This is a genomic window from Geothrix edaphica, from assembly GCF_030268045.1.
Taxonomy (GTDB): Bacteria; Acidobacteriota; Holophagae; order Holophagales; family Holophagaceae; genus Geothrix; species Geothrix edaphica.
Genome location: NZ_BSDC01000003.1, coordinates 474,695 through 499,250 on the forward strand (window position 1 = coordinate 474,695; position 24,556 = coordinate 499,250).

The 24,556-nt window shown below is 70.0% G+C and carries 18 protein-coding genes; 6 read left to right on the plus strand and 12 right to left on the minus strand.

The features are described 5' to 3' along the window. Window positions 1-25: 25 nt before the first annotated feature. The 4 genes from QSJ30_RS12955 to QSJ30_RS12970 are packed head-to-tail and all read right to left on the minus strand — an operon-like array spanning window position 26 to window position 2,257. The gene (locus tag QSJ30_RS12955; protein ID WP_285609908.1) at window positions 26-913 is read right to left on the minus strand and encodes a DMT family transporter; all 888 of its coding nucleotides are present in this window, start codon (window positions 911-913) and stop codon (window positions 26-28) included. Next, window positions 910-1,350, minus strand: coding sequence for a hypothetical protein (locus tag QSJ30_RS12960; RefSeq protein WP_285609909.1), 441 nt, complete (start codon window positions 1,348-1,350; stop codon window positions 910-912). Before QSJ30_RS12960 ends, QSJ30_RS12955 begins: the two co-directional genes overlap by 4 nt. After that, a complete protein-coding gene (locus QSJ30_RS12965) occupies window positions 1,350-1,811 on the minus strand; it encodes a GNAT family N-acetyltransferase (protein WP_285609910.1) in 462 nt (153 codons plus the stop codon). Before QSJ30_RS12965 ends, QSJ30_RS12960 begins: the two co-directional genes overlap by 1 nt. Then, window positions 1,808-2,257 (minus strand): carboxymuconolactone decarboxylase family protein, encoded by a 450-nt coding sequence (locus QSJ30_RS12970; RefSeq protein WP_285609911.1) that lies wholly within the window; start codon window positions 2,255-2,257, stop codon window positions 1,808-1,810. The genes QSJ30_RS12965 and QSJ30_RS12970 overlap by 4 nt, the downstream gene beginning before the upstream one ends. 85 nt (window positions 2,258-2,342) lie before the next feature. Here QSJ30_RS12970 and pdxR point away from each other — a divergent pair, with 85 nt between their 5' ends. Then, entirely contained in the window at window positions 2,343-3,782 is a 1,440-nt protein-coding gene (gene pdxR / locus QSJ30_RS12975; protein ID WP_285609912.1) for a MocR-like pyridoxine biosynthesis transcription factor PdxR, read from the plus strand. Here the strand turns inward: pdxR and QSJ30_RS12980 are convergent. After that, complete coding sequence (locus tag QSJ30_RS12980; protein ID WP_285609913.1) at window positions 3,779-5,050, minus strand: M16 family metallopeptidase; 1,272 nt, start codon at window positions 5,048-5,050, stop codon at window positions 3,779-3,781. The genes pdxR and QSJ30_RS12980 overlap by 4 nt on opposite strands. 455 nt (window positions 5,051-5,505) lie before the next feature. On the opposite strand from QSJ30_RS12980, the gene QSJ30_RS12985 reads away from it, so the two are divergent. Continuing rightward, complete coding sequence (locus tag QSJ30_RS12985) at window positions 5,506-8,472, plus strand: hypothetical protein (RefSeq protein WP_285609914.1); 2,967 nt, start codon at window positions 5,506-5,508, stop codon at window positions 8,470-8,472. A gap of 46 nt (window positions 8,473-8,518) precedes the next feature. Here QSJ30_RS12985 and QSJ30_RS12990 read toward each other — a convergent pair whose 3' ends face one another. The 4 genes from QSJ30_RS12990 to QSJ30_RS13005 are packed head-to-tail and all read right to left on the minus strand — an operon-like array spanning window position 8,519 to window position 12,008. Beyond that, window positions 8,519-9,250, minus strand: a complete 732-nt coding sequence (locus tag QSJ30_RS12990) for a hypothetical protein (RefSeq protein WP_285609915.1) — start codon at window positions 9,248-9,250, stop codon at window positions 8,519-8,521. A gap of 50 nt (window positions 9,251-9,300) precedes the next feature. After that, window positions 9,301-10,221: an ABC transporter ATP-binding protein gene (locus QSJ30_RS12995; protein ID WP_285609916.1), complete on the minus strand. Its 921-nt coding sequence runs from the start codon at window positions 10,219-10,221 to the stop codon at window positions 9,301-9,303. After that, window positions 10,221-11,081, minus strand: a complete 861-nt coding sequence (locus QSJ30_RS13000; protein WP_285609917.1) for a hypothetical protein — start codon at window positions 11,079-11,081, stop codon at window positions 10,221-10,223. Before QSJ30_RS13000 ends, QSJ30_RS12995 begins: the two co-directional genes overlap by 1 nt. Window positions 11,082-11,084: 3 nt before the next feature. Next, window positions 11,085-12,008, minus strand: coding sequence for an ABC transporter ATP-binding protein (locus QSJ30_RS13005; RefSeq protein WP_285609918.1), 924 nt, complete (start codon window positions 12,006-12,008; stop codon window positions 11,085-11,087). A gap of 160 nt (window positions 12,009-12,168) precedes the next feature. On the opposite strand from QSJ30_RS13005, the gene QSJ30_RS13010 reads away from it, so the two are divergent. The 4 genes from QSJ30_RS13010 (at window position 12,169) to QSJ30_RS13025 (ending at window position 19,378) form a co-directional block, all read left to right on the plus strand. Then, window positions 12,169-13,383 (plus strand): 7TM diverse intracellular signaling domain-containing protein, encoded by a 1,215-nt coding sequence (locus tag QSJ30_RS13010; RefSeq protein ID WP_285609919.1) that lies wholly within the window; start codon window positions 12,169-12,171, stop codon window positions 13,381-13,383. 71 nt (window positions 13,384-13,454) lie between these two features. Continuing rightward, window positions 13,455-17,087: a DNA polymerase III subunit alpha gene (gene dnaE, locus QSJ30_RS13015; protein ID WP_285609920.1), complete on the plus strand. Its 3,633-nt coding sequence runs from the start codon at window positions 13,455-13,457 to the stop codon at window positions 17,085-17,087. A 14-nt stretch (window positions 17,088-17,101) separates the two neighbouring features. Continuing rightward, window positions 17,102-17,821, plus strand: a complete 720-nt coding sequence (locus QSJ30_RS13020; RefSeq protein ID WP_285609921.1) for a helix-turn-helix domain-containing protein — start codon at window positions 17,102-17,104, stop codon at window positions 17,819-17,821. Window positions 17,822-17,887: 66 nt separating this feature from the next. After that, complete coding sequence (locus tag QSJ30_RS13025) at window positions 17,888-19,378, plus strand: sigma-54-dependent transcriptional regulator (protein ID WP_285609922.1); 1,491 nt, start codon at window positions 17,888-17,890, stop codon at window positions 19,376-19,378. A 9-nt stretch (window positions 19,379-19,387) separates the two neighbouring features. Here QSJ30_RS13025 and QSJ30_RS13030 read toward each other — a convergent pair whose 3' ends face one another. The 3 genes from QSJ30_RS13030 to QSJ30_RS13040 all read right to left on the minus strand — a co-directional run bounded on the left by QSJ30_RS13030 (window position 19,388) and on the right by QSJ30_RS13040 (window position 24,481). Next, complete coding sequence (locus tag QSJ30_RS13030; protein ID WP_285609924.1) at window positions 19,388-21,385, minus strand: transglutaminase domain-containing protein; 1,998 nt, start codon at window positions 21,383-21,385, stop codon at window positions 19,388-19,390. Further along, window positions 21,382-22,557, minus strand: a complete 1,176-nt coding sequence (locus QSJ30_RS13035; RefSeq protein ID WP_285609926.1) for a transglutaminase-like domain-containing protein — start codon at window positions 22,555-22,557, stop codon at window positions 21,382-21,384. The genes QSJ30_RS13030 and QSJ30_RS13035 overlap by 4 nt, the downstream gene beginning before the upstream one ends. A 106-nt stretch (window positions 22,558-22,663) precedes the next feature. Next, a complete protein-coding gene (locus QSJ30_RS13040) occupies window positions 22,664-24,481 on the minus strand; it encodes a DUF885 domain-containing protein (RefSeq protein ID WP_285609928.1) in 1,818 nt (605 codons plus the stop codon). Window positions 24,482-24,556 lie beyond the last annotated feature (75 nt).

Sequence of the window (24,556 nt, forward strand, 5' to 3'; positions counted from 1 at the left end):
CCAGTCTATCGGTTCGGATGATCTCTCAGGCCCGGGCCAAGCGGGGGCGGCGGGTCCCAGGCAGTACGAGGAGGTTGCCCGCCAGGCAGAGGGCCGCGCCCAGGGCCAGGCCCCAGTGCCACCGGAGGCCCTCCATGGCCGTGGAGAGGGCCAGGGCCACCACGGGGATGGCGACCATGGCGTAGCCCGCCCGACCCGCCCCGATGCGGCCCACAAGCGTGAGGTAGGCGCCGAAGGCCAGGATCGACCCGAACACGGACAGGAAGGCCAGGGAGCCCAGGTAGTGGAGCGAGGCATCGAAGGTGAAGGACCGGCCCGCCAGCGCGCAGTAGAGGGCCACGAAGGCCGCGCCGTAGGCCATGCTCACCGCGTTGCCCTGCATGACCGGGATGCCGTGCCGCTGGTTGCGCTGGGAGACCAGGTTGCTGAGGCTGGCGGCCACGGTGCCGCCCAGCGCCAGGCCAAGCCCCGCCTGGAGGGACCCGGCGCCGTAACCCGTACCCGGCAGGCACACCAAGCCCACCCCGGCGATGCCGAGCGCGACCCCCGCGAGGGCCTTCCGCGCCACCGGCGTCCCGAAGAAGAGCCGCGCGCCGAGGAGGTTGAGGATGGCCAGCAGGGAGAAGATCACCGCCATGAGGCCCGAGGGGATCCGCTGCTCCGCGAGGTACACGCAGACGTAGTTGATCCCGAACATCAGGGCGCCCTGGAGGGCCAGCCAGCCGTGCTCCCGCCGCGTGAAGCGGAGCTTCAGCCCCCGCAGGAGGCACCAGGCCGCCAGCAGGAGGGCGGCGAGGGCGAAGCGGTAGACCACGGAGACTTCAGGGGCCACCCGCCCGTACTGGAAGGTGATGGCGATCCAGGTGGAGCCCCAGATCAGCACGGACACGAGGTAGAGGGACAGGTCGTTCATGCAGCCTCGGATTCAGGGCGGCGCGCCAGGAGCAGCGCCGCTGCGGACGCGGAGAAGACAGAGTAGTCGAGGGGTTCCTTGGGACCGAAGGACACCGCCATGGCGAGACCGAAGACCGCCAGGAGGGCCGCGCTGGCCAGGGCCACGCCCCGGGCGGCCCGGTCCCGCAGCGGCAGGAGCAGCGCCAGGCCCAGGCTGGCTTCCGCGACGGTGGCCGCCCAGGCCAGGAAGGGGATGGTGCGGGCCGGCATGAAGCTGTTCACCTGGGCCGTGTACTTCATGAAGTTGGCGAAGGTGCCGTAGCCCCGGCCCGGCCCCCACCACCCGAACCGGGAGGCGATGCCCGAGAGGAAGGCCAGGCCCAGGGCCCACCGCGCGTAGTGGCGCGCGTAGCGGGGGGCCCAACGGTCGAAGGCGCGGGAGGCGGGGCTGGTCATCAGGCCCTCGCCGCCAGGTCCGCGTGCTCGGCCTGGTAGGTCTCGTAGGAGGTGGGAGTCCAGCCCGCGCGGTTCATCTTCCAGGCGTTCTCGATCTTCTCCCAGCCCACGTGGGCGTAGTAGTCCCGGGCCAGCGGCGCGGCCTGGAGCACCCACTGGATGCCCTCGCCCAGGCCCACCGCCAGGTCCAGCAGCTGGCGTCCCACGCCTGCCTTCTGGAAGGCCGGATGCACGGCGAGGTCGCAGACATAGCCATCCCAGACGAAGTCCGTCCAGCCGCGGAGCAGGCCCACGAGTCGGTTCCCGTCGTAGGCGGTGATCACCACGTTGGAGTCCTGGAACATGCGGCGGATGCGCTCGGGGTCGTGGATGGGCCGGCGCAGGGGCGCGGCGGCGTAGAGGGCGCGGATGGCGTCCACCGGCGGGATCCGGTCCAGGCGGTAGGTCAGGGCGGCGCTCATGCGGGCACCCCCGGAAGATCAGGCTGCAGGCCCACGCCCAGGCGGTTCCAGGCGTTGATGAGGGCGATGGCGTAGGTCAGGTCCACCACCTCCTGCTCGCTGAAGTGCTCCCGGGTGGCCGCGTAGAGCGCGTCGTCGACCCCGTGCCGGCCCAGCTCCGTCAGCGCCTCGGTCCAGGCCAGGGCGGCCCGCTCCCGGGGCGAGAACCCGGGTGCCTCGCGCCAGGCGGCCAGGAGGTTCAGGCGGCGCTGGGACTCGCCCCCCTCGAGGGCCGCGGTGGCGTGCATGTCCATGCAGTAGGCGCAGCCGTTCAGCTGGGAGGCCCGCACTTCGAGGAGGTGCAGCAGGCCGTGGTCCAGCCCCGAGGCGCTGACATGCCGGACGACCTGCAGCAGGCCCTGGAAGCCCTTGGGGGCGAGTTCGGGATGGGGTTTCGAGGTGCGCATGGGGACTCCGAGGCCGGGTGGCCATCTCCAGGATCGGGCGGCATGGCACATTGAAAAGATCCATTTTTGTCATTACAACTAGACCATGCGCCCCTGGACCTTCCCCGTCGCCCTCCAGACCGGCCCCTCGCGGGAGCCGGTCTTCCAGCAGATCGCCCAGGCCATCCGGGCGGACATCCGGCGCGGCCGGCTGCGTCCGGGAGACCCCCTGCCCGGCTCCCGCACCCTCGCCGACACGCTGGGCGTCCACCGCAACACCGTGCTGGCCGCCTACCGGGAGCTGGAGGCCGAGGGCTGGACCGTGGCCGAGCAGCGCACCACCCGGATCGCCCGGGACCTGCCCCAGGCCCCGGCCGGCCCGCGGGCCGACGCGACGGGCCGGCCGGGCTACGACCTGCCGGCGCCGCGCCCGCGGAGGAGCCTCCGGGAGCCGGGCCTCCTGGCCTTCGGCGGCGGCGTGCCGGACCTGCGCCTCGTGCCCACGGACCTGCTGGCCCGGGCCTACCGCCGCGCCCTCGGCGCCCGGGAGCTGCTCGGCTACGGGGATGCGCGGGGGGAGCCGCGGCTGCGCGCCGCGCTGGCCCGGCTCCTGTCCGAGATGCGCGGCCTGGCCGTGGACGAGGGTCGCCTGATGATCACGGGCGGCAGCCAGGGCGCCCTCGACCTGGTGGCCCGGACGCTGATCCGGCCCGGCGACCGGGTGGCGGTGGAGGACCCCGGCTACCCCGCTACATGGGCCACCCTGCAGGCCGCGGGGGCGGAGCTGGTGCCCGTGCCCGTGGACGAGGCGGGCCTCCGGGTGGAGGCCCTGGCGGCGAGGCTGGCCGACGGCCCGATCCGCGCGGTCTACCTGACCCCCCACCACCAGTTCCCCACCACCGTGACCATGGGCGCCGCCCGCCGCATGCGCCTGCTCGACTTGGCCGCGCGCCACCGGATCGCCCTCCTGGAGGATGACTACGACAACGAGTTCCACTTCGAGGGCCGCCCCGTGCTGCCGCTGGCCTGCGAGGACCCGGACGGCGTGGTGATCTACCTGGGGACCCTGTCGAAGATCCTCGCCCCGGGGCTCCGCCTGGGCTTCGTGGCGGGCCCCCGCGCCCTGGTGGAGCTCCTGGCCGCCCGCCGGGAGGCCGCCGACGGCCAGGGGGACCAGGTGCTCCAGCGGGCGGCGGCGGAGCTCCTGGAGGACGGCCTGCTCCAGCGGCATGCGCGGAAGATGCGGCGGATCTACCAGGCCCGGCGCGAGGCCCTGGCCGGAGCGCTGCACCGGCACCTGGGCGGGGCCGTGACCTTCGACCTTCCGGCCGGGGGCATGTGCCTCTGGCTGCGCGTGGACCCGGCGATCGATGCGGAAGCCTGGACGGTGCGGGCGCGACGGGCAGGCGTGAGCCTCATCACGGGCCGCGCCTTCGACTTCCAGGGCCGGCCCCTGCCCAACCTGCGCCTCGGGTTCTCGGCGCTGGACGAAGGGGAGCTGGAAGAGGCCGTGAGGCGGCTGGCCCGGGCCCTGCCCAGCTCCTAGGCCACCAGGTCCTGGGGTCGGATGTCGCAGCCGCGCCGCGTGCCCAGGGCACTGAGGCCGACCTGGGCCGGGTCGAGCAGATCCTGCGCCACGCTCAGCAGGTCCTCCGGCGTCACCCCCTCGATCTCGGCCATCTGCTGGTCGAGGCTGCGCAGCTCGCCCTGATGGATCGCCTGGTGGGCCAGGTTGAACATGCGGCTGCTGCTGCTCTCCTGGCTGAACACGAGGCTGGTGCGGGCCTGGAGCTTGGCGCGCTCCAGCTCGTCGGCCGCCACGCCCGTCTGGCGGATCCGCGCGCACTCGACCATGGTGCGCTGCACCAGTTCGCGCAGCTGCGCGGGCGCGCAGCTGGCGCTGATCTGGAGGGCGCCGGTATCGGCATAGGGGCTGAGGTAGCTGCCCACCTGGTAGCAGAGGCCGCGGCGCTCGCGCAGCTCCATGAAGAGCCGGGAAGCCATGCCCCCGCCCAGCACGTAGCTGAGCAGGTGCGCCGCGGCCCGGTCCGGCGAGCGGTGATCCGGCGCCGGGAAGCCCATTACGAGGTTGGCCTGCTGGAGGTCCTTCCGGGGCACGTTCAACAGGAAGGGCTGGGTGCGGGCCGGCTTGGGGGGAGCGTGGTCCGTCCCCTTGGGCAGGCGCTCCAGGATGGGCTTCAGCAGGTCCTGGAAGGAATCCGGTTCGATGGCCCCCGCGGCCACCACCACGAGGTTCGGCGCGCGGTAGGTGTGGTCGAAGAAGGCGCGCGCCTCGGCGGGCCCGTAGCCCGACACCTGGTCGCGGCGGCCCAGGATGGGATGGGCCAGGGGCGTGCCCTCCCAGAAGCCGCCGTAGAAGAGCTCGCTCACCCAGTCGTCCGCCTGGTCCTCGCTCTGGGCGATCTCCTCCAGGATGACGCTGCGCTCCCGGGCCAGTTCCTCAGCCTCGAAACGCGGCGAGGTGACCAGCTCCCCCAGCAGGTGGATCAGTTCGGGCAGCTGGTCCGCCAGCACCTTGCCGTAGAAGCACGCCACTTCCTTGCCCGTGAAGGCGTCCAGGTGGCCGCCCAGGCGGTCTGTGGCCGCGGCCACTTCATCCGGAGTGGGGTAGGCCTCGGTGCCCTTGAAGACCGTGTGCTCCAGGAAGTGGGCCAGGCCCTCCTCCGCCGGCCCCTCGTGGCGCGAACCCCGGCGCACCCAGAACCCCACCGAGCAACTCCGCACATGGGAGATGGGTTCGATCAGGATCTCGGTGCCTTCGGGGGTGAGGGTGTGATGCAGAGCATGCGGCATCCTTGCAGTTTACAGGCCGGAACCGTGGACCGCCGAAGGTAGGAGTTGCGCACCCCTGGGAGAGGAAGCTGAACGGACAGTTCAACCTGGAAAAGTTCATCACGAACCCCTGACGCTGCTGCATCCAGCTCTTTCAAGGCATCTGAAAAAACAGTCATTTTGCATTGATTCAATCTTGCTTTGACCAGTGAAGGTCCTACATTGCTCAACAGGCCATTCGAGCCGTTCACATCATCAATGGAGGTCCACCTCTTCAGGCAAGGGGCGTGAACGTCGGCACAGTCCTGAACCATCCCGACGAGCGGCCTGCTCGCTGGGTTCCCGAGCGTTCTGGAACCGCCACCTGGGGGCTGGACTGGAACCGAGTCTCCCGCGCCGACCTTCGCCGCCTCGCCCGGAGAGGCCCGGGCCGTCCATCCGAACGGTGGATCCACCGTCATGATCCGGGAGCGCCCATGAACTTCAGCCCGTTTGTTTCAACCGAGCAGCCCACCGCGCACAGCCAGTCAACCCGCGGCACGGATCTCCGCCCTGAACCTGGTTATCCGAGCCTCAAGGCCCGCGTCCTGCGGCTCCTGGGCTGCACGGCCTGGCTGCTGTGGACCGCCCTCCCCGCCCGGGCGCAGGCCGTGGTAGGCACCATGCCCGCAGGCAACGGCGCCGGCGCCGTGGCGGTGAACCCTGCGACAAACAAGATCTACGTGGTGAACAGCGCCAGCGACACCCTGACCGTCCTCGACGGCGCGAGAGGCGCCGGGGTCACGGTGGCCGTGGGCCACCAGCCCATGGCCCTTGCCATCAACCCGGTGACGAACCGGATCTATGTGGCGAATGCCCTCGATGGCACCGTGACCGTCATCGATGGTGCCACGAACGCCACCACCACGGTGCCCGTGGGCGTGTCCCCTGCGGCCGTCGCCGTGAATCCCGTGACCAACAAGATCTATGTGACCAATTACGGCCCCGAGCCCCCCTATCGATCTCCAGATCCCCGGCCTGCCTACACCGTGACGGTCATCGACGGGGCCTCGAACGCCACCGCGACGGTGATCGTGGAGAACCGGCCCAGGGCCGTGGCCCTGAACCCGGTCACGAACAAGATCTACGTGGCCAACTTCGGGGACCTCGATCCAAGTGGGGGCCGCATTCCCGGACACACCGTCAGCGTGATCGACGGGATCTCGAACACCGCAAGCACCGTCGAAGTGGGCCTCCATCCCACGGGGATCGCCGTGAACCCGGTGACCAACAAGATCTACGTCTCGAATTACGATGATCAGACCGAAACGGTGATCGACGGGGCCACCCAGGCCACGGTCACCCTGGCATTGGACCAGCGCCCCCAGCGGGTGGCCGTCAACCCCGTGACGAACAAGGTCTACATCGCGGGCGTCACCGCCATGATGGTGATCGACGGCACGACCCTGGCCCTTGCCGCGATTCCCGTGGATTCAAACCCCTCGGACATCGCTGTGAACCCCTTGACGGACAAGGTCTACGTCACCCACGGGACCAGCGACACGCTGACGGTGATCGATGGGTCCACCCAAACGGTGGCGACCTTGACCGTGGGCGGCGGCGCCGGCATCGCGACGAACCCCATCACGAATCGGATCTATGTGACCCATGGCGGCTCGAGTGGCGGCTCAGGCGGCACCGTGTCGGTCATCGACGGCGCCGTGAACCTCAAGCAGGTCCTGGACATGGGCTCCTGGGTCAGTGCTCCGGTCCTCAATGCCGTGGCGAACAGGCTGTACGTGAGCGAACCCGGCCGGGTGAAGGTCATCGATCTCCGCGCCAACACCACCTCGACCGTGAGCCTAGGGGGCTTCCCCGGCAACCCCGGAGCGCCCCTGGTGAACCCCGTCACGAACAAGATCTATGTGGCCCATGGCGCCATGAATGGGGAATCAGGCGGCACCGTGGCGGTGATCGACGGCGCCACCCATGCCACGGTCACCGTGCCCGTGAGCGGCCACCCGGGCGCCCTGGTCCTGAACCCTGTGACGAACAAGATTTACATTCCCAACGTAGGCTCCGACGACAACACCATCACGGTGCTGGACGGAGCCACCCTTGCCACCTCGTCGATCCTGGTGAGCCCCGGTCCACTGGCGGTCAATCCTGCGACGAACCGGATCTACGTGGGCAACTCTCCCCCTCCAGCCCTGACCATCCTCGACGGCGAGAGCCTGGCCGCCACCACCCTGCCCTTGACGGGGAGTTCCCCCTACGAGTCGACCCCACCCTTTGCCATCGCCGTGAGTCCTGCTCTCAACAAGGTCTTTGTGACGGATGGAAGGGGTCGGACCCTGTTCGTGCTCGATGGCGCGACGAATGCCCTGACGCCGATCGTGGCGGATGGCAACGTGGAGAGCCTCGCCGTGAACCCTGGAACGGACCGGGTCTATGCCACGGACTTCTTCGGAAGCGACCTCCTGGTCTTCGACGCAGCGACCCACGCTCAAGTAGCACGGGTCCCCGTGGGCCTGTACCCCCAGACGATCGCCGTCAACTCCGTGACCAACCGCATCTACACCTTCGTGGAGCGCCAATCTAATAACCCGATGGTGGTTCTCGACGGCATGACGAACGGTACGCAGACGATTGACGTCGGCTGGTATCCCTACGCCTTGACCCTGAATCCCTTGACCAACCAGGTCTACATGGTGGATTACTTCGGGCCCCTGTGGTCCCTCGACGTGGATGGCGCCCGGCCCACCCCCGTGGCCATCGCCGCTTCAGGCGTGGTGGACCGCTGGACCGTAGCCAACGACAACCTCTACGCGACCACGAACCCAAGCCCCTCCTTCAAGGCCACTGTGACCAGCGCCTTCTCGACCTCGGCGGCCTACGGGAGCGCGAACGGCCTCAGCGACCCGGCGCCCACCGCCCTCTACCATTGGGTGGATGACGGCGGCACAGGCTGGGAGCAGGCCACACGCACCAGCGCGGCGGGCGCCAACCCTGCCGAGTTCAGCCTCACCTTGCCACCGACCGGCCTCGGCGTTCACACCCTGTACCTGGTCGCGGCATACGGCGACGAAGGTGGAGCCGTCAGCGGCCATTCGCCCAGCCTCAGCCACCTGCAGGCCCTGCCCTTTTTCATCACCCAGCCCACGCCGCCGGGCACGCGCGTCTCCTTGGATCCAGACAGGAACGGACCCTACACCGTGGGCCAAGAGGTCACCTTCACCGCGGTCGGCCATGGGGCCTCCGGCTACCAGTACCGCTTCTACCTCCACCACGGCCACGACCGGACCCTGGTCCAGGACTACAGCGCCGTGGCCACCTGGTCCATCCCCGCGAATCTCGAGCCCGGCGACTACCGGCTGGAAGTCTGGGTCCGCACCCCCAACAGCACCCAGGACAAGGACGCCACCGCCAACCGCGCCTTCCTCCTCCGGACCGGAAAGAGCTAGGGCCCCACCCGACCTCTCCTTTTGCCGTTAGAAGCCGATCGAGTCCCTAGCCCTCCGCTTCGCTTCCCGCCAGTCCGATGGGCGTGCGCTGGAGCTTCCAGCCGGCGAGGGCCCAGCAGAGGGCGCCGAAGGCCAGGAGGGCGAGGAGGGCCAGGGCCGGGTGGGTCGTCACCTGCTCCTGGGCCAGCAGCTGGTTGGCCTGCACCTGGGCCGCGCGGCTGCCGGCGAGGCTCTCGATGTGGTGGGTGAAGGTGAGGCGCTGGAGGAAGGGCGGGAAGATCCGCACCAGCGGCTCCCACAGGAAGAAGTACAGGGCGCCCCAGAGCGTGCCCCGCTTGAAGACCAGGCCCACCAGGGTCATGAGGGCCAGCTCGCCCCACCAGGCGCTCACCAGCGCGAGGATGCGGCCCGGCAGCAGGGCGGGATCGCCCCCCACCAGCTGAAGGCCGAGGGCTCCGAGGATGAGCCAGGCGGCCCCCCAGGCGAACCAGGGCAGGCCCTTCCCCAGGGGCAGGGCCCAGGCGGGCGCGGGGCGCACCAGCAGCAGGGGCAGCGTGCGCTGCTCCAGGTCCTCGCGGATGCCCGCCGGGGCCGCCACCAGGGCCATGATGGGCAGCATCATCTTCACCAGCCCCTCGTGGAAGATGCGGAGGGCTTCGCCGGGGTTCGCGTCGAGCCCCCGCATCCGGCTGATGGTGAAGATGAGGAGGCTGAGGCCCACGGGCGCCATGACCAGGGCCGCCAGCACCCAGCCCCGGCCCTGGAGAACGCGGGGCATGTATCCCCGCGCCGTGGCGCGGATCGTCGTCAGAGGAGAAGGGGCGGCGGTCATGCGTGGTCCCTCGTCAGATACTGGAAGACCGCGTCGAGGTTGAGATCCAGGGGATCGAGGGCGCGGAGCGGGATGCCGCCCTCGGCCGCGGCCTTCTGGAGGCGGGGCAGGATGTCCCGGGGCGAGCGCACCGAGATCACCACGGCGTCCTCCTCCATGCGCAGGGCCGCCAGTTCCGGCTGCTCCACGGCCCAGCGGGCCAGGACCTGCGCCTCGCCCGTAAGGCGCAGCTCCACGGGATGGCGGTCCAGCAGCTGGCGGATCTCGGTGACGGTGCCTTCCGCCAGCAGGCGGCCCCGGAACAGGAGCAGGATGCGGTCCGTGAGCTGGGCGATCTCGCCGAGGATGTGGCTCGACACCAGGATGCGTGTGCCCTTGGCGGCCAGGTCGCGCAGCAGGGCCATGAGCGTGAGGCGGGCCTCGGGGTCCAGGCCGTTGAAGGGCTCATCCAGAATGAGCAGCTCCGGCTCGTGCAGCAGCGCCTGGGCGAGGCGGATGCGCTGCCGCATGCCCTTGGACATGCGCGCGAAGGTGAGGTGGGCGCGGTCGCTCATGCCCACGGTGGCGAGGGCCCGGATCACGGCGGCCTTCAGATCGTCCCCCGACAGCCCCGAGAGCTCACCCATCATCCGGAGCCAGCGGTCGGCCCGCAGACCCGTGGGCAGGCGGTCGCCTTCGGACACGAGGCCCAGGCGCGCGAGCACGGCGGGGTTCCGGAACGGGGCTTCGCCGAAGACCTCCACCTCGCCGCCCGAAGGCGGCAGCAGGCCTGAGAGCAGCTGCAGCAGCGAGGACTTGCCGGCGCCGTTGGGGCCCAGCAGGCCCGTGATGCCGCCGCCGTCCGGCAGCTCGAAGGTGGTGGGGCTGAGGCCCAGGATGGGGCCGTAGCGGAGGGAGGCGCGGTCGAGAGAGATCATCAGATGACCGCCTCCGAAGGCATGGTCCGCTTGGCGGCCACGAAGGTCCACAAGCCCAGGTGGAAGGCCGTGCCGAGGAGCGCGGGGCCCCAGCCCATCAGGGGGTGGTCCACGCCGACGAAGAGCTGGGGCCATGTCTCCGCGAGCAGGATGGGGTTGATGGCCTGCACCGTGGGGATACCCGTGAGGCCGTGGATCATGGAGGCGAGCGTGGCGGCGCCCAGCACCAGACCCAGCACCCAGCCGATGCCGGCCCGGGGTGTGGCGGCCATGCTGGAGGCGCCCACGGCCAGGGAGCCCATCAGGGTCGAGCTGATGGCCATGGCGGGCAGCAGGCGCAGGGGCGCGGTCACCCACACGGGGCCGCTGGCGCCGGCGAGGATCAGGGACATCAGCCAGGGCAGCAGGGCGAAGGGGAGCAGGATCGCGAAGGGCAGGGCCGAAGCGAAGCCCAGCTTGGCGAGCAGGTAGTCCCTCGGTCCCACGGGGTGGGCGTACATGAGGGGCCGCACGCGGTAGAGGGTGTCCCGGGCCACCAGGCCGCCGCCCACCAGGGCCACCAGGAACCAGAGCAGGTAGCTGGCGGGGTTCAGCAGATCCGCCTGGAAGTCCGCGCCCTGGGTGAGGATGGTCTTCGCGAAATCCTGCATGGGCTTGAAGGTCTGGTTGGTCTGCAGGAGGTGATCCACGTAGATGCGGGCCACCTTCCAGAGCAGCACCAGGAGGAAGGCGAAGCCGAAGAAGCGGCCGATCTTCTGGCGCCAGAGCCGGGCGAGATCGAAGCGCATCAGCACCAGGGCCGGGGGATGGCCGTGGCTGAGGTCCGGCGCGGGCGGCAGGGTGGGGGCGTAGATGGGCATGGGCTAGGCCCCCATCTGAGGATGCAGCGCCCGGAGGAGCACTTCATCGAGGCGGTCGTGGCGCGGCGTGAGCTGGATCAGGGTGGCGCCCCTGCCCTCGGCCCAGCGGAAGGCGGCTGTGGGATCGGCTTCGGCCAGCTCCAGATCGTAGAGCCCGTTGCGGGCCTCCAGCACGGCCCCCAGCTCGGTCAGGGCGGCCTCCTGGCCCGCGTCCAGCGGATCGAGGAAGCGCAGCTCCACGCGCCGGGCCAGGGCCTTGCGCAGTCCGGCCATGGAGCCCGCGGCCTTGATCTGGCCCTGGTCGAGGATCACCAGCTGGTCCGCCACGCGCTCCACGTCGCCCAGCAGGTGCGAGGCCAGGATGACGCCCGTGCCCAGTTCCGCGTGGACCCGCAGCACCAGGTCCAGCATGCGGCGCCGGCCGTCGGGATCCAGGCCGTTGGTGGGTTCGTCCAGGAAGATCAGCTCCGGGCTGTGCACCAGAGCCTGGGCCAGCTTCACCCGCTGGCGCATGCCCGTGGAATAGCCGCTGACGGGCCGGTAGCGGGCCTCGTCGAGCCCCACGAAGTAGAGCACCTCATGGGCGCGGTCCCGGGCCGCCTCCGGCGCCAGGCCGCTCAGCTCGCCCCAGAAGGCCACCTGCTCGTAGGCGGAGGCGTCCTCGATGAGGGCGTCGTACTCCGGCATGTAGCCGATGCGGGCCCGCAGCCGCGCGGCCGCGGGGGCCCCCAGGGGCACGCCCAGCACCGTGCCGCCGCCGCCGGACGGCTGCAACAGGCCGAGCAGGGCCTTCAGCAGGGTGGACTTGCCCGCGCCATTGGGGCCCAGCAACCCCACGATGCCGCGGTCGAGGGTGAGGGTCAGACCCTTCAGGGCGGGCGCCGCCGTGGCGGCGTAGCGCACTTCCAGGTTCTCGAAGGCGATCAACGGAGCCTCCAGGTGGCGGTCACGGCATTCTCCAGGATGTTGACTGCTACGAACGGCGCGGGGAATGGATTAGGGGCCCGCGACCATCGCGGAATGGATTGTTCGGGGAAAGCGACTTAGGCTGGTGGCAACCATCCTCCCATCCCCCGGGGACTTCCGCATGCAACTCCTGGACTGGCCCTTCCTCGATGCGCTCCAGGCCGGGGCGTTGGCGGCCCTGTTCATCAGCTTCGGCACGGACGCCCTGTCCCGGCGGGACCGCATGATGGGCTGGATGGCCTTCACCTGCCTGCTGGTGGGCCTCCGGCATGGCGTCCTGGCCATCGGCACCCTGTCCTCCTGGAACCCGGACCTGGTGGACCGGGCCCAGAGCCTGCTGGTGGCCCTGGGCTTCATCAGCCTCTGCACCGCCCTCGCCGAGCTGTTCCCCCGCCACATCCCCCGGCGCTTCCCGGCGTGGATCGCCCTGGGCATGATCCCCAACTACATCCGCAACCTCCTCCTGCCGCATCCAGGCCAGGCGGAGATCTGGACCCACCACCTCTACAACCTCACCTACCTCGTGGGGTGCGGTTTCATCATCTACTGGTCCCTTCGGGCGCGGCAGGACGGCGATCCCATGGGGCGCCGGCTCTTCCTCGGCTTCCTCGGCCTCACCATCCCCGTGGTGGTCGAGATCGCCGCCCAGAGCTTCTTCGACATGAAGGTCCGCCTCTCCGGCTTCAGCCTCGTGGTCCTGGCCATGGCCATTGGCACGTCGTGGCAGTGGCTCGTGGTCCGGACCATGGAGTCCCGCATCCACCGGGCCGAGACCGAGGTGGAGATCTGGCGCAGCCTGGTGCCGGGCAACGCCTTCCGCACGGACCGGCCCTCGGCCCTGATGGAAGGCCTGTTCGGAAGCGGCTGGGCGGACCGGGTGCGCGAGAATCCCGAGGCGCCCCTGATGGCCCTGGATGGCGCCTCCTACCGCCTGCGCACCCGGCTCCTGCACCACCACGAGCGGCTGGGCTGGTACGAGCGGGAGGAGGACTCCCAGCCTGGCGCCCGGGGGTTCCTGGCCGGCTGGACCGTGGCGCTGGGCATGGATGATCCCGCGGCCAGCGTCCGCATCCAGGAATGGCTCCGCAGCTGGGGCGCCGACGTGCACCTCTGGGGCACGGTGCCACCCCGGGAGGGGCCCTATCCCAGCGTCCTCATCTGGGCCCGGGAGCCCAGCATCCTGGCCGTCTGGCGCGAGGACGACCTCCTCCGCCGCCGGCCCCGCTGGGTACAGCTGGGCGGGCCCATCACCGCCGGGCCCCATGCCCGCATGGACCTGGACCTGGACGCTGCCAGCCTGAGGAACGTGCTCCGGGAGCTGCTCTCCCGGCACTGATCTCCGCGGGGACCGGGTATTGATCCCCGGGCACTTGCCCGGCCGCGCGCGATCCGTCGGAGAATGGGGGCATGAGCTTCGCCCATCTCCATCTGCACACCGAGCACTCGCTCCTCGACGGCCTGACCCGCATCCCGGATCTCATCAAGAAGTGCCGGGCCTCCGGCATGCCGGCCGTGGCCGTGACAGACCACGGGAACATGTTCGGCATGATGAAGCTCTTCGACGCCTGCGAGAAGACGAAGGACGCCGAAGGCAACTGGGCCGTGAAGCCCATCCTGGGCTGCGAGGTCTACGTGGCCCCCAAGACCCGCTTCGACCGCAAGCTCGAGGCGAAGAACGCCACGGGCGAGGAGGGCCTGGAGGACTGCGTGGATCCCAGCGGATCGCGCGACGCCGGCTACCACCTGGTGCTGCTGGCCAAGAACCCCGTGGGCTTCGCCAACCTCTCGAAGCTCGTGTCCGCGGGCTTCACCGAGGGCTTCTACTACAAGCCCCGCATCGACAAGGACATCCTCCGGGAGCACAGCGAGGGCCTCATCGCCCTGTCGGCCTGCCTGGGCGGCGAGGTGCAGGCCCGCATCCTCCAGAACCGCCTGGACCAGGCCGAGCGGGTGGCGCGCGACTTCCGGGACATCTTCGGCGAGGACTTCTACCTGGAGATCCAGGACCAGGGCTTCGACAAGGAGAAGGAGATCATCCCCTTCCAGCAGGAGCTGGCCGCGCGGCTGGGCATCCCCCTGGTGGGCACCAACGACGCCCACTACCTCAACCACGAGGACGCGGACCTGCACGACACGCTGCTGTGCATCGGCACGAAGACCACCAAGGCCAAGGAGAAGCGCATGCGCTTCTCCACGGACCAGTTCTTCGTGAAGACGCCCGAGGAGATGCGGGCCGTGTTCCCCGATCATCCGGAATACCTGGAGCGCACCCTGGAGATCGCCGCCAAGGTGGACCTGTTCCCCATCACGCGGAAGCCCGTCACGCCCCGCTTTCCCGTGCCCGAAGGCTACGATCTGGAATCGTACTTCATGCACGTGGCGAAGGAGACCTTTGAGCAGCGCGTGGCGGAGTGCCGCCCGCTGTGGCAGGCGGGGGCGCTGAAACACCCGGAGGCCAGGTATCGCGAGCGTCTGGCCTTCGAGCTGGACATGATCCTCAAGATGGGGTTCCCCGGCTACTTCCTGCTGGTCTGGGACTTCATCCGCAAGGCCCGGGAGATGGGCGTGCCCGTGGGCCCGGGCCGCGGTTCCGCGGCCGGCAGCATCGTGGCGTGGTCGATGATGATCACGGACATCGACCCCATGCAGTACGACCTGCTGTTCGAGCGCTTCCTCAACCCGGAGCGCGTGTCCATGCCCGACGTGGACATCGACTTCTGCCGCGACGGGCGCCAGAAGGTCATCGACTACGTCACCGAGAAGTACGGCCAGGACAAGGTCAGCAGCATCGTCACCATCAACCAGCTCAAGACCAAGGCCGTCATCAAGGACGTGGCGCGGGTCTTCGAGAAGGACTTCGCCTTCGCCAACAACCTCACCAAGCTGGTGCCCCAGGAGCCCGGCAAGCCCATCACCGTGGGCGAGGCGCTGGAGAAGAGCGACAAGCTGCGGGAGCTCTACGAGTCCGATCCCGAGGTGAAGAACATCCTCGACATCTCCGCGCGGCTGGAGGGCCTGGCCCGGAACACCGGCGTCCACGCGGCGGGCGTCATCATCGCGCCCGATGAGCTGACCCAGTTCGCGCCGCTGTCCATGGACAAGGACAAGAAGGTGATGGTGCAGTACACCATGGTCGAGGCCGAGCGCGCGGGCCTCCTGAAGATGGACTTCCTCGGCCTGGAGACCCTCACCCAGATCGCCAAGACCCAGGAGGTCATCGCCCGGCGCCACGGCGCGCCCAAGGACATGACCACCATCCGCACCTTCGACGACAAGAAGACCTTCGAGCTCTTCGCGGCGGGCGACACGGACGGCGTCTTCCAGTTCGAGTCGGGCGGGATGAAGCAGCTGCTCCGCCAGCTGGGGCCCGACCGCTTCGACGACCTCATCGCGCTCAACGCCCTCTTCCGCCCGGGCCCCCTGGGCGCGGGCATGGGCACCACCTACGTGGAGCGGCGCCACGGCCGCGAGCCCGTGACCTACATGTTCCCGGACCTGGAGCCCATCCTCTCCCCCACCTATGGCGTGATCCTCTACCAGGAGCAGGTCATGCAGATCGCCAGCCTCGTCGCCGGGTACTCCCTGGGCGAGGCGGACATGCTGCGCCGGGCCATGGGCAAGAAGGACAAGGAGAAGATGGCCAAGGAGAAGACCAAGTTCATCGAACAAGGCGCTTCCCGCGGCTACGACCGGGCCAAGGTCGCGGAGATGTTCGACCTCATCGAGTACTTCGCGGGCTATGGCTTCAACAAGAGCCACAGCGCCGCCTACGCCATGGTGGCCTACGAGACCGCCTACCTGAAGGCGAACTACAAGGTGGAGTTCATGGCGGGCCTGCTGTCCACCAAGTCCGGCCGTACGGACGACGTGGCCAAGTACGTGCAGAACTGCCGGGAAGGCGGCATCGAGGTGCTGGGGCCGGACATCAACGAGTCGGCGCTCGATTTCACGGCCACCTCGGACCGGCAGATCCGCTTCGGCTTCGCCGCGGTCAAGGGGCTGGGCGAGGCGGCGCTGCAGGCCATCCTCGAGGCCCGGCAGGCCGAGGGCCGCTTCAAGGACCTGTTCCACGCCCTGAAGAGCACCGATCTCCAGAAGGCCAACCGCAAGGTCTGGGAGTCGCTCATCAAGGCCGGGGCCTTCGACAGCCTGGAACCCAACCGGGCCGCCCTGCTCCAGGGCCTGCCGGACGCCGTGGCCGCGGCCTCCCGGGGCGGCGAGGACTCGGGCATGACCAGCCTCTTCGACGACGCGGAGCTGGCCAGCCTCAGCGAAGACTGGCGCGTGCCCGAGAACGTCGAGCCCTGGGACCGCAAGACCCGCCTGGCCGCCGAGCGCGAGGTGCTGGGCCTCTTCGTCAGCGGCCACCCCCTCGAGGAGTTCGCCGACGCCATCCAGGTGCACACCCACGGCACCCTGGCCAAGATCCTGGAGGACGTGGCTTCGGGCAGGCTGCGCGACCGCAACGAGGTCACCCTCGGCGCCATGGTCTCCACCGTGGCCTTCAAGACCAACCAGAAGGGCGAGCCGTGGGCCATCCTCCAGGTGGAGGACCTGGCCGGCAAGATGGAAGTCCTCCTCATGGCCAGCAAGTGGGATCCCGTCACCAAGCGGAAGGACGCCCTCCGTCCCTTCGACCGCTACCGGCACCTGGCCGTGCCCGAGGCCATGCTGCGTATCACGGGCGAGCTGCGGGTGGAGACCCTCCAGGCCAACGGGAACGGCAACGGCGAGGGCGAGGAGGAGGAGGAACAGACCGTGGTGAAGGTCTTCGCCACGCTGCTGGAGCCCCTGGAGTCCTTCCAGGGCCAGGGCTTCTCGGGCGCCCTGGTGCGCCTGCCCGTGGGCGAGTGCCCGCCCCGCCTGGAGACCCTCCTCAAGGAACACCCGGGCGACCTGCCCGTGACCTTCGAGTACCGCTCGAAGGAGGGCCTGGTGGCCCGGGTGCGGGCCGGCCGGGACCTGCGCCTCAGACACGACCCTGACCTGGCGGAGAAGCTCGCCAAGGACACGGGCTGCACCCTGACCTGGACCTACTGAGACCCGGTGCCACCGTGATCCCCCTTCCCCTCCTCCCCGGCTTCGGCCGCTGGGGCGCCCACCTGGAGGCCCTGCTGGCCCGGCCCGAAGGCCTGTGGATCCAGGGTCCCGCGGGATCGGGGGTCTCCACGCTGGCGGCGGAAATCGCCCGGCGCCGGGGGTGCGACGGCGCCGAATTCGATGATCCGGGGGCAGGGGCTGCCTGGCTCGCCGCCCACCCCGGGGGCGTGGTGGCCGCCCGGGGCCCCATGCCCGGCACCCTGGCCTGCCTGGAGCTGCGCCTGCCCGCCCTGGAGGAGGATCCCGACAGCATCCCCGGCCTCCTGGCGGCCCTGGCCGCGGAGGAGGGGGTTCCGGCCCCCTGGCCCCCGGCCCTGGAGGCCCTGCCCTGCCCCGGCAACCTGCGGGAGCTGCGCAACCGGCTGCTGCGCTGGAAGCTGCTGGGCCAGCTGCCAGAGCCCGAGGTCGCGGGCCCGCCCCGGTTCGAGGCCGAGGACCTGGCCACCAACCTGCACGAGCTGGAGCGCTTCCTCCTCCACCGGACCCTGCGCCGCGCCTATGGCAACCGGGTGGAGGCCGCCACCCGCCTGGGCGTGAGCCGCCGCCAGCTCTACCTGCTCATCCGCCGCCACGGCGACCCGGTCCGGGGCGAATCTGCCTCCGGGGACCTGCCCCAGCGGCTGAGGAAGCGGAGACCGGCACAAAACTCCAGTCCGGCGTCTGGAACCCGATAACGGGAGAGCGGTCAGTCGGCCGCCTCACGGATGTCCAAGACTATGGCGACTCGCCTTCGGGTACTGATGGTGAACGATGATCCCGGCGCGCGGGATGGCATGGCCCTGAACCTGAAACGTTCCGGGGCCTCCGTGGACCAGGCCCCGACCGGCGAGGAGGCCCTGCGCCTGGTGCGGCCCGGCGGCTACGACGCCGTGGTGGCCAGCCTCCGCCTGCCCGGCATGGGCGGCCTCCAGCTCACGGCCCGCCTCCGGGCCGTGGACCCCGCCCTGCCCGTCCTGCTCATCGCGCCCGCCGGCGCCCCCGAGGCCCTGCTGCAGGCTCCGCCTCCGGGCGCCTTCGATGTCCTGGCGAGCCCCTTCAGCCCCGAGGAACTCAGTGCCGCGCTGCAGGAGGCCCTGAAGGCCGAGGGCCACCTCCGGACCGCGGAACCCGCCGAAGCGCCCCTGACCCTCACGCAGGACCCGGCCCTGAGCGAGACCTTGGCCCTGGCCCGGCGCGCCGCGGACAGCCGCGCCACCATCCTCATCCAAGCCGAGAGCGGCACCGGCAAGGAGTCGCTGGCCCGGCTCATCCACGGATCCAGCTCGCGCCGCAGCGGCCCCTGCGTGATCGTGAACTGCGCATCACTGCCGGAGAACCTGCTGGAGATCGAGCTCTTCGGCCAGGCGAGGGGCCCCCAGAACGGTCCGGCTCCGAAGCCCGGCGGCTTCGAGCAGGCCGCCAACGGCACCCTGGTGCTCGACGCCGTGGACACGCTGCCCCAGGGCCTCCAGGGCCGGCTGCTGCGGACCCTCCAGGAACGTGCGGTGGAGCGGGTGGGCGGCGACCACGCCATCCCCGTGGACGTCCGCCTCATCTCCCTCACCAGCCGCGATCTCCTGGCGGAAGTGAAGGCAGGCCGGTTCGCCGAGGATCTCTACTACCGCCTGAACGTGATCCCCCTGAACCTGCCGCCCCTGCGCGACCGGCCGGGCGATCTGGAGCTGCTGGCCTCGTACTTCGCCGAGCGCTGCGCCCGGGAGAACGACCGCACCGTGCCTGAGCTGAAGCCCAGCTTCTTCGCCGCCCTGGCCCGCCACCCCTGGGCCGGCAACCTGCGCGAGCTGGAGAATGTCATCCAGCGCTGCGTGGTGCTGAGCCAGGATCACCGCCTCAGCCAGCAGGACCTCCGCTGGCTGCTGCCCGCCGAGGCCTTCGAGAGCCTGCCCGGGGACCCCCCCGGAGCCGGCGCTCCCGGATCCGCGGCCACCGCCTTCCCGGACGCGGCACGCCGCGCCGCCGGGGCGCCGCCTGCCGAGGCCGCGATGGCAGATCCCCGCGAGCCCCTGACCGGCCTGCCCCTGGGCACCCCCGTGGTCCTGCCCCTGGGCCTGAGCCTGCCCGAGCTGGAGCGCTTCTGGCTGCTCTCCACCCTCAGCGCGCTCAAGGGCAACCGCACCCACTGCGCCGCCCAGCTGGACATCGCCCTCCGCACCGTGCGCAACAAGATCAACGAGTACAAGGCCGACGGGTTCGCCATCCCTGCCAGTCAGCGGGGCCGCGACGAAGACTGAAGGCCGGGCCTACTTCAGATCCTCGCCATATCGGCTGGCTTTGAGGATCCCTTCGAAGTCGCTCGAGGTCAGGAGGTCGCGGACGGCCTGCTTCTTGTCCTTCGCCCGGTCGTAGTAGGCCTGGGCGATGCGGAACCCCATGAAGTAGCCGAGATCGGCGGGGCGTCCGTCGCGCCGGCTGCTGCCGTAGAGCCATCTCGAGGCGTCCTCGCCTCCCATCTCCGCCCGGAACTGCCTCCACAGCTCAGCCTCGTGGGCGTAGCCGTAGTCGTAGGTGGCCTGGTTGAAGTTCCCCTCGGCGATGAGCGAAGCGAGGAAGTCGGCGGAACCCTCGTGGAAGGCCTTCGCGAGAAGGGTCCGCGCCTCGTGCCTCTGCTGGAAGTGGATCAGCTCGTGGGCGATGATGCTGGGCAGGTCTGTGTGGGCGTGGATGACCCCCCGATGCCAGTCGTCCATCTCGTCCAGAGGCACGCCCGGCCCACCCCCGAACAGGTCGACACCGATCAGCAGGCCGTTGGAGGACGAGGTCCCACCCGAGTCCAGGGCGCCCACGACGAAGGTGACGTCGGGAAACATCGCGTCGGCGTAGAGCGCCTTGAAGGCCCGGAAGGAGCGCCGCGCGGCGGCCTCCACCCCGGCGGCCTTCAGGGTGTTCTCGCGGATGGCGGCGAAGTAGCGCGGGTGCCGCCGGATGACTTCGAGGAGGTTGGCGGCGCTTCGGATGCGGTTCGGGATGAAGTCCTGCAGCCCGGCGCTGCCCTGGTCGAGGTACTCCCGCCTCAGGAGGCCCACGGGATCCGGGGCGGCCGGGAGCTTGGCGTAGGCCTTCCAGAAGAGATCCACATCGGTGGCGATGAACCTCGCGCCGTCGGGGTCCGAGTGGACGGCCCGGAAGCGCCGCGCGTTGGCCTCCGCCGCGGCCAGCACCCCAGGCCAGCGCGGATCGGCGTGGAGGGGGGCCAGATCGGCGTCCTCCCGGAGGGCGGCCTCCTGATGGAAACCCTGGTCCAGGGCCTTCCGGAGCAGGCCGAAGGCGGCATCCCCGTGCCCCGCCAGGGCGTGGGCGCAGGCTCCCTGGTAGGGGTGCTGGGCGCCCTTCAGCCCCGCCGCGAGGGCCCGGTCGTAGAGGTCGGCGGCGCGGGCGGGCTCCTTGGCGAGGAGGGCCCGGTAGCCCTGCTGCGCGAGCTCCGCCGCGGAGGGGGACAGCAGGGCCTGGGCTTGGCCCCGCAGGGCGGCGTAGGCCTCCGCGAGGGCCGCCAGGGTCCCGGCCTGGGCATGGAGGTCCTCCGTTCCCCGGAAGGCGCCCGACGCGTGGGGCTCCAGGGCCCGGACGGCCCGCTCCCAGGCGGGCCAGGCCGGCAGGGTCCGGATGCGTCCGCCGGCCATGGCCCCGAAAGCATGGAGGAGGTAGGCCTCGCTGCGGGGCTCCCGCGGACGGCCCGGCTGGACGGCCTCCACGAAGACCGGGGCGATCATGTCGGCCACCGCCGCGGGCCGGGGTCCGAAGCCCAGCCGGGCCGCGACCCAGGCCTCGCCGCCCACCACGCCCAGCGAGGAATCCGCCGGGAACCAGGCCGCGCTGGCGGGATCTCGGACCTCCAGCCAGCGGTGGTCGTTGTGCCGGTACCCGAAGACGCTGAAGCGGGGCCCGCGCTCGGCCACCTTGGCCCGGGCCGAGACCTGGCGCCGGTCCGAGGGTACCTGCAGGTTGATCTCCTGCACCCAGCGGGCCTCGAAGCCCCCGGCCCTCAGGAGATCCTGGAGCACCTTCGCGTGGTCCGCGCAGTTGCCGCTGCCCCGGGCCAGGATCTCGTCCACGCTGCGGTTACGGTAGTCGGTAGCCACCCAGGGCAGGCGCCGGTGGAGGTGGTCCACCAGGGCCCGCACCCGGGCCTCCGCCGTCCCCGGCCTCGCCAGCACGGCCAGGGCCTCGGCCCGGGACAGGCCAGGCGCCGCCTGGGCGGCCAGCAGCGCGGGCAGGAGCAGCAGGAAACCAGGGTGCTTCACGGCCGGACCCAGAAGGCGGCGGGATCATGCACGATGAGGCCCCCGGCCGCATCACGGGCGGGCCGGGCCGGGAAGCCGAGGCCGTCCAGGGTCACGTAGCGGCGCCCCGGCCGGGACTCGTAGCCGAAGGCGCTCTCCACCGGGCAGGTGATCCGCACCAGGTTCTTGGCCATGTAGGCCTTGTACGTGGCCGGGTTCTCGGGGCGCCCGTTCCAGTTGGCGCCCTTGGCCAGCTCCAGGGGTCCGCCGGAGATGAGGCGCTCGCGCACCTCGGCAACGGAGAGCGGGTGGCCCTGGCCGTCCGTGAACCAGGCCTCCATGGTGGGGTCCATATAGAGCCACTTGCCCAGGTCGTTGGACCACACGGTGGTGATCACGTGGCAGTCCGGGTCCTTCTCGTCCAGGGGCTGGCAGGTGACCTGGCGGGACTTGAAGCCCAGGGAGAGGTAGGCCTCGTTCAGGATGGTGGCCATCATGCGGCAGTTGATCCCCCGCTTCTCCGCGCGGCAGACCTCCAGCAGGTGCAGGGCGTTCATGGGCTCGGGGTTCTTCGAGCTGCCGTCGTGGCGCACCTGGGCGTGGACCCAGCGCATGAGGTTCACGATCCGCTCGAACTCCGGGCCGTTGCCGGCCACCTCGTCCAGGCGGCAGGTCTTCCGCAGGGCCGCCAAGTCCGGCGCGTCCTGGGGCTGGTACGCGAAGGCCGGAGCCGAGCCATCGGTAGGCCCGTAGTCCTTGAAGCGCCTGAGAATGCCGACGAAGTCCCCCCGCTGGCGCACGATCCCCTCCAGCCAGAGGAAGCCGGGGTCCTTCCGCACGGGATCCAGGTCCGTATCCGCGCTGAAGGTTGTCCAGTCCTTGAGCCCTTCCCCCACGGCCACGCCCAGGTAGGCCAGGGCCTCGCCGGGACGGCCCAGGAGCGACGCCGCGCAGGCCATGTTGTAGTGCACGCCAGCCCGGGTCTCGGCGGCAAGCTGGCCGAACGTCGCGGACTGGCCCCGGGCGGTCAGGATCGCCAGGGCCTCTTCGAACTTGCGCCCCTTCCAGAGCTCCTGGATGCGGGCGTTCTCGGCCTGGAGCTCCTGCGGAGGCGGGGGCGCCTGGGCTCGCAGGCGCGGAGTGAGGTGGAGGGCGAAGGCGAGGCACAGCGAAGCCAGCTGGAGTCGGCGCATGGGTTCCTCCCGGTCATGGGATCGATGAGCGGAATACGGAGGGGAGCGGCCATGGATTAGGAGGGGACCTTGCATCGCATGCCGAGTGCTGGTGGCCGCGCCACGCTCAATGCTTCTGTTCGGCCACCCAGGCCTTGATGCGCCGGTCGAGCACATCCAGGGGCAAGGCCCCGGCGCCGAGCAGTTCGTCATGGAATTTTCGGATGTCGAATTTCGCACCCAATTGGCGCTTGGCCTCGTCACGCAGCTCGAGGATCTTGAGCTGGCCCACCTTGTAGCCCAAGGCCTGGCCCGCCCATGAGATGTACCGATCCGTCTCGCTTTGGACGACGACTTCCTCGATGCCCGAATGGGCGTGGAAGAACGACACGGCTTGCTCGCGTGTCCACTTCTTGTGATGGAGGCCGGTGTCCACCACCAGGCGGATGGCCCGGAGCATCTCATCCTGCAGGTGGCCGTAATAGCTGTAGGGATCCTGGTAGAAACCCGCCTCCTCTCCCAGCAGCTCGGCATACAGGGCCCAGCCCTCGAGGTAGGCCGTGTAGTCGCCCTGCTGGCGGAAGGGGGGGAGCTCGGAGAGTTCCTGGGCGATGGCGAACTGCATGTGGTGTCCCGGAACGCCCTCGTGAAGCGCCGAGGTCTCGATGCTGATGGTGCGGCGGCTGGCGAAATCACCCGTGTTGACCATGATGTGGCCGGGGCGGGAACCATCGGGCGTGCCCTGGTCGTAGGCCGCCGCTGGCGCTTCCTTCTCCCGGAACCTCGGCACAGGCATCACCACCACGCCGGCCTTTGGCAGCCGTCCGAAGAGCTGGGGCAGCTTCGCATTCATCTGGGTCGTGTATCTGGCGTAGAGGTCCACGATCTCCTGGCGGGACTTCGGATGGACCGCGGGGTTGGTCTGAAGGGAGGCATTGAAGCTCTTGAGATCCTGGAACCCGAGCTTCCTGGCCGTATCGAGCAGCCGGCCTTCGATGCGGCGCACCTCCTTCAACCCGATCTGATGGATCTGATCGGGACTCAGGTCCGTCGTGGTGGATGCCTTCACCTGGTAGGCATAGCGTTCCCCGCCCTGCGGCAGAGACCAGAGCCCCGCGTGAGCGCGCCCTTTGGCAGCGTATTCGTTGCGGATGAACGCCGCGAAGGTCCGGTAGGCGGGCACGACTTCCTCAGCGATCGCGTGCAGGATGCCTTCCTGGAGCCGGACCTTGTCGGCCTCGGAGAAGGTGGCGGGAAATTTGGCCAGCGGCTGGGCGAAGGGAGAATCCTCCCGTCGGACGGCGATGAGGTTCTCGCACTGCTGGACCACCTTGGGCAGGAGGAAGGCCGGAGGCATGAGGCCATCCCGCATGCCGTTCCGCATCTGGGCCACCGTCTGATCGAAGGCGCGGGGGAGCTGGTGGAGGCGGGCCAGGTAATCTTCGTAGTCCTTCACCGTCTCGAAGGACAGCTGCGACACGAGCTGGGGCGCATCCAGGTGGATGCCCGCGTTCTGGAATACGGGCATCTCCCAATCCTTGAAGCGCGCGCCTTCCAACTCGAGGCGCAGCCGGCGCACCATCAGCTCCTGGTTCAGCCGTTCCTGGGCAGGGAAGCCTTCGGTATCGATGGCCTCGAAGCGCCTGAGAAAAGCCGCGGCCTGCTCGAGGTTCCGGTCGACGGCAGCTTGCGAGAAGTCCGAGAGCTTATCGTTGTACCGCTTGTCGCCGATGATCGACGCGAATTCCGGATGAGAGCGGAGATGGTGTTCCCACTGCTCGTGGAGCAGGGCAGCAAGGGCTCTTCTGCGGACATCCACATCCGCGCGGGAGATGACCCGGGTTGCGGGTGGCCGCCTCTCCTGAGGTGGACGCCCCGCCTCCTGGGCCTGGAGGCCCACGGCGGAAAGGACGATGGTGGCTAGGAAATACGGCTTCGGACGCATCGCGGCTCCTTGATGAGGGTGGGTTCTGGATCGGGCTGGGCTGTTCCACCAGCGGAGGCAGCCACCGCCCGCGGC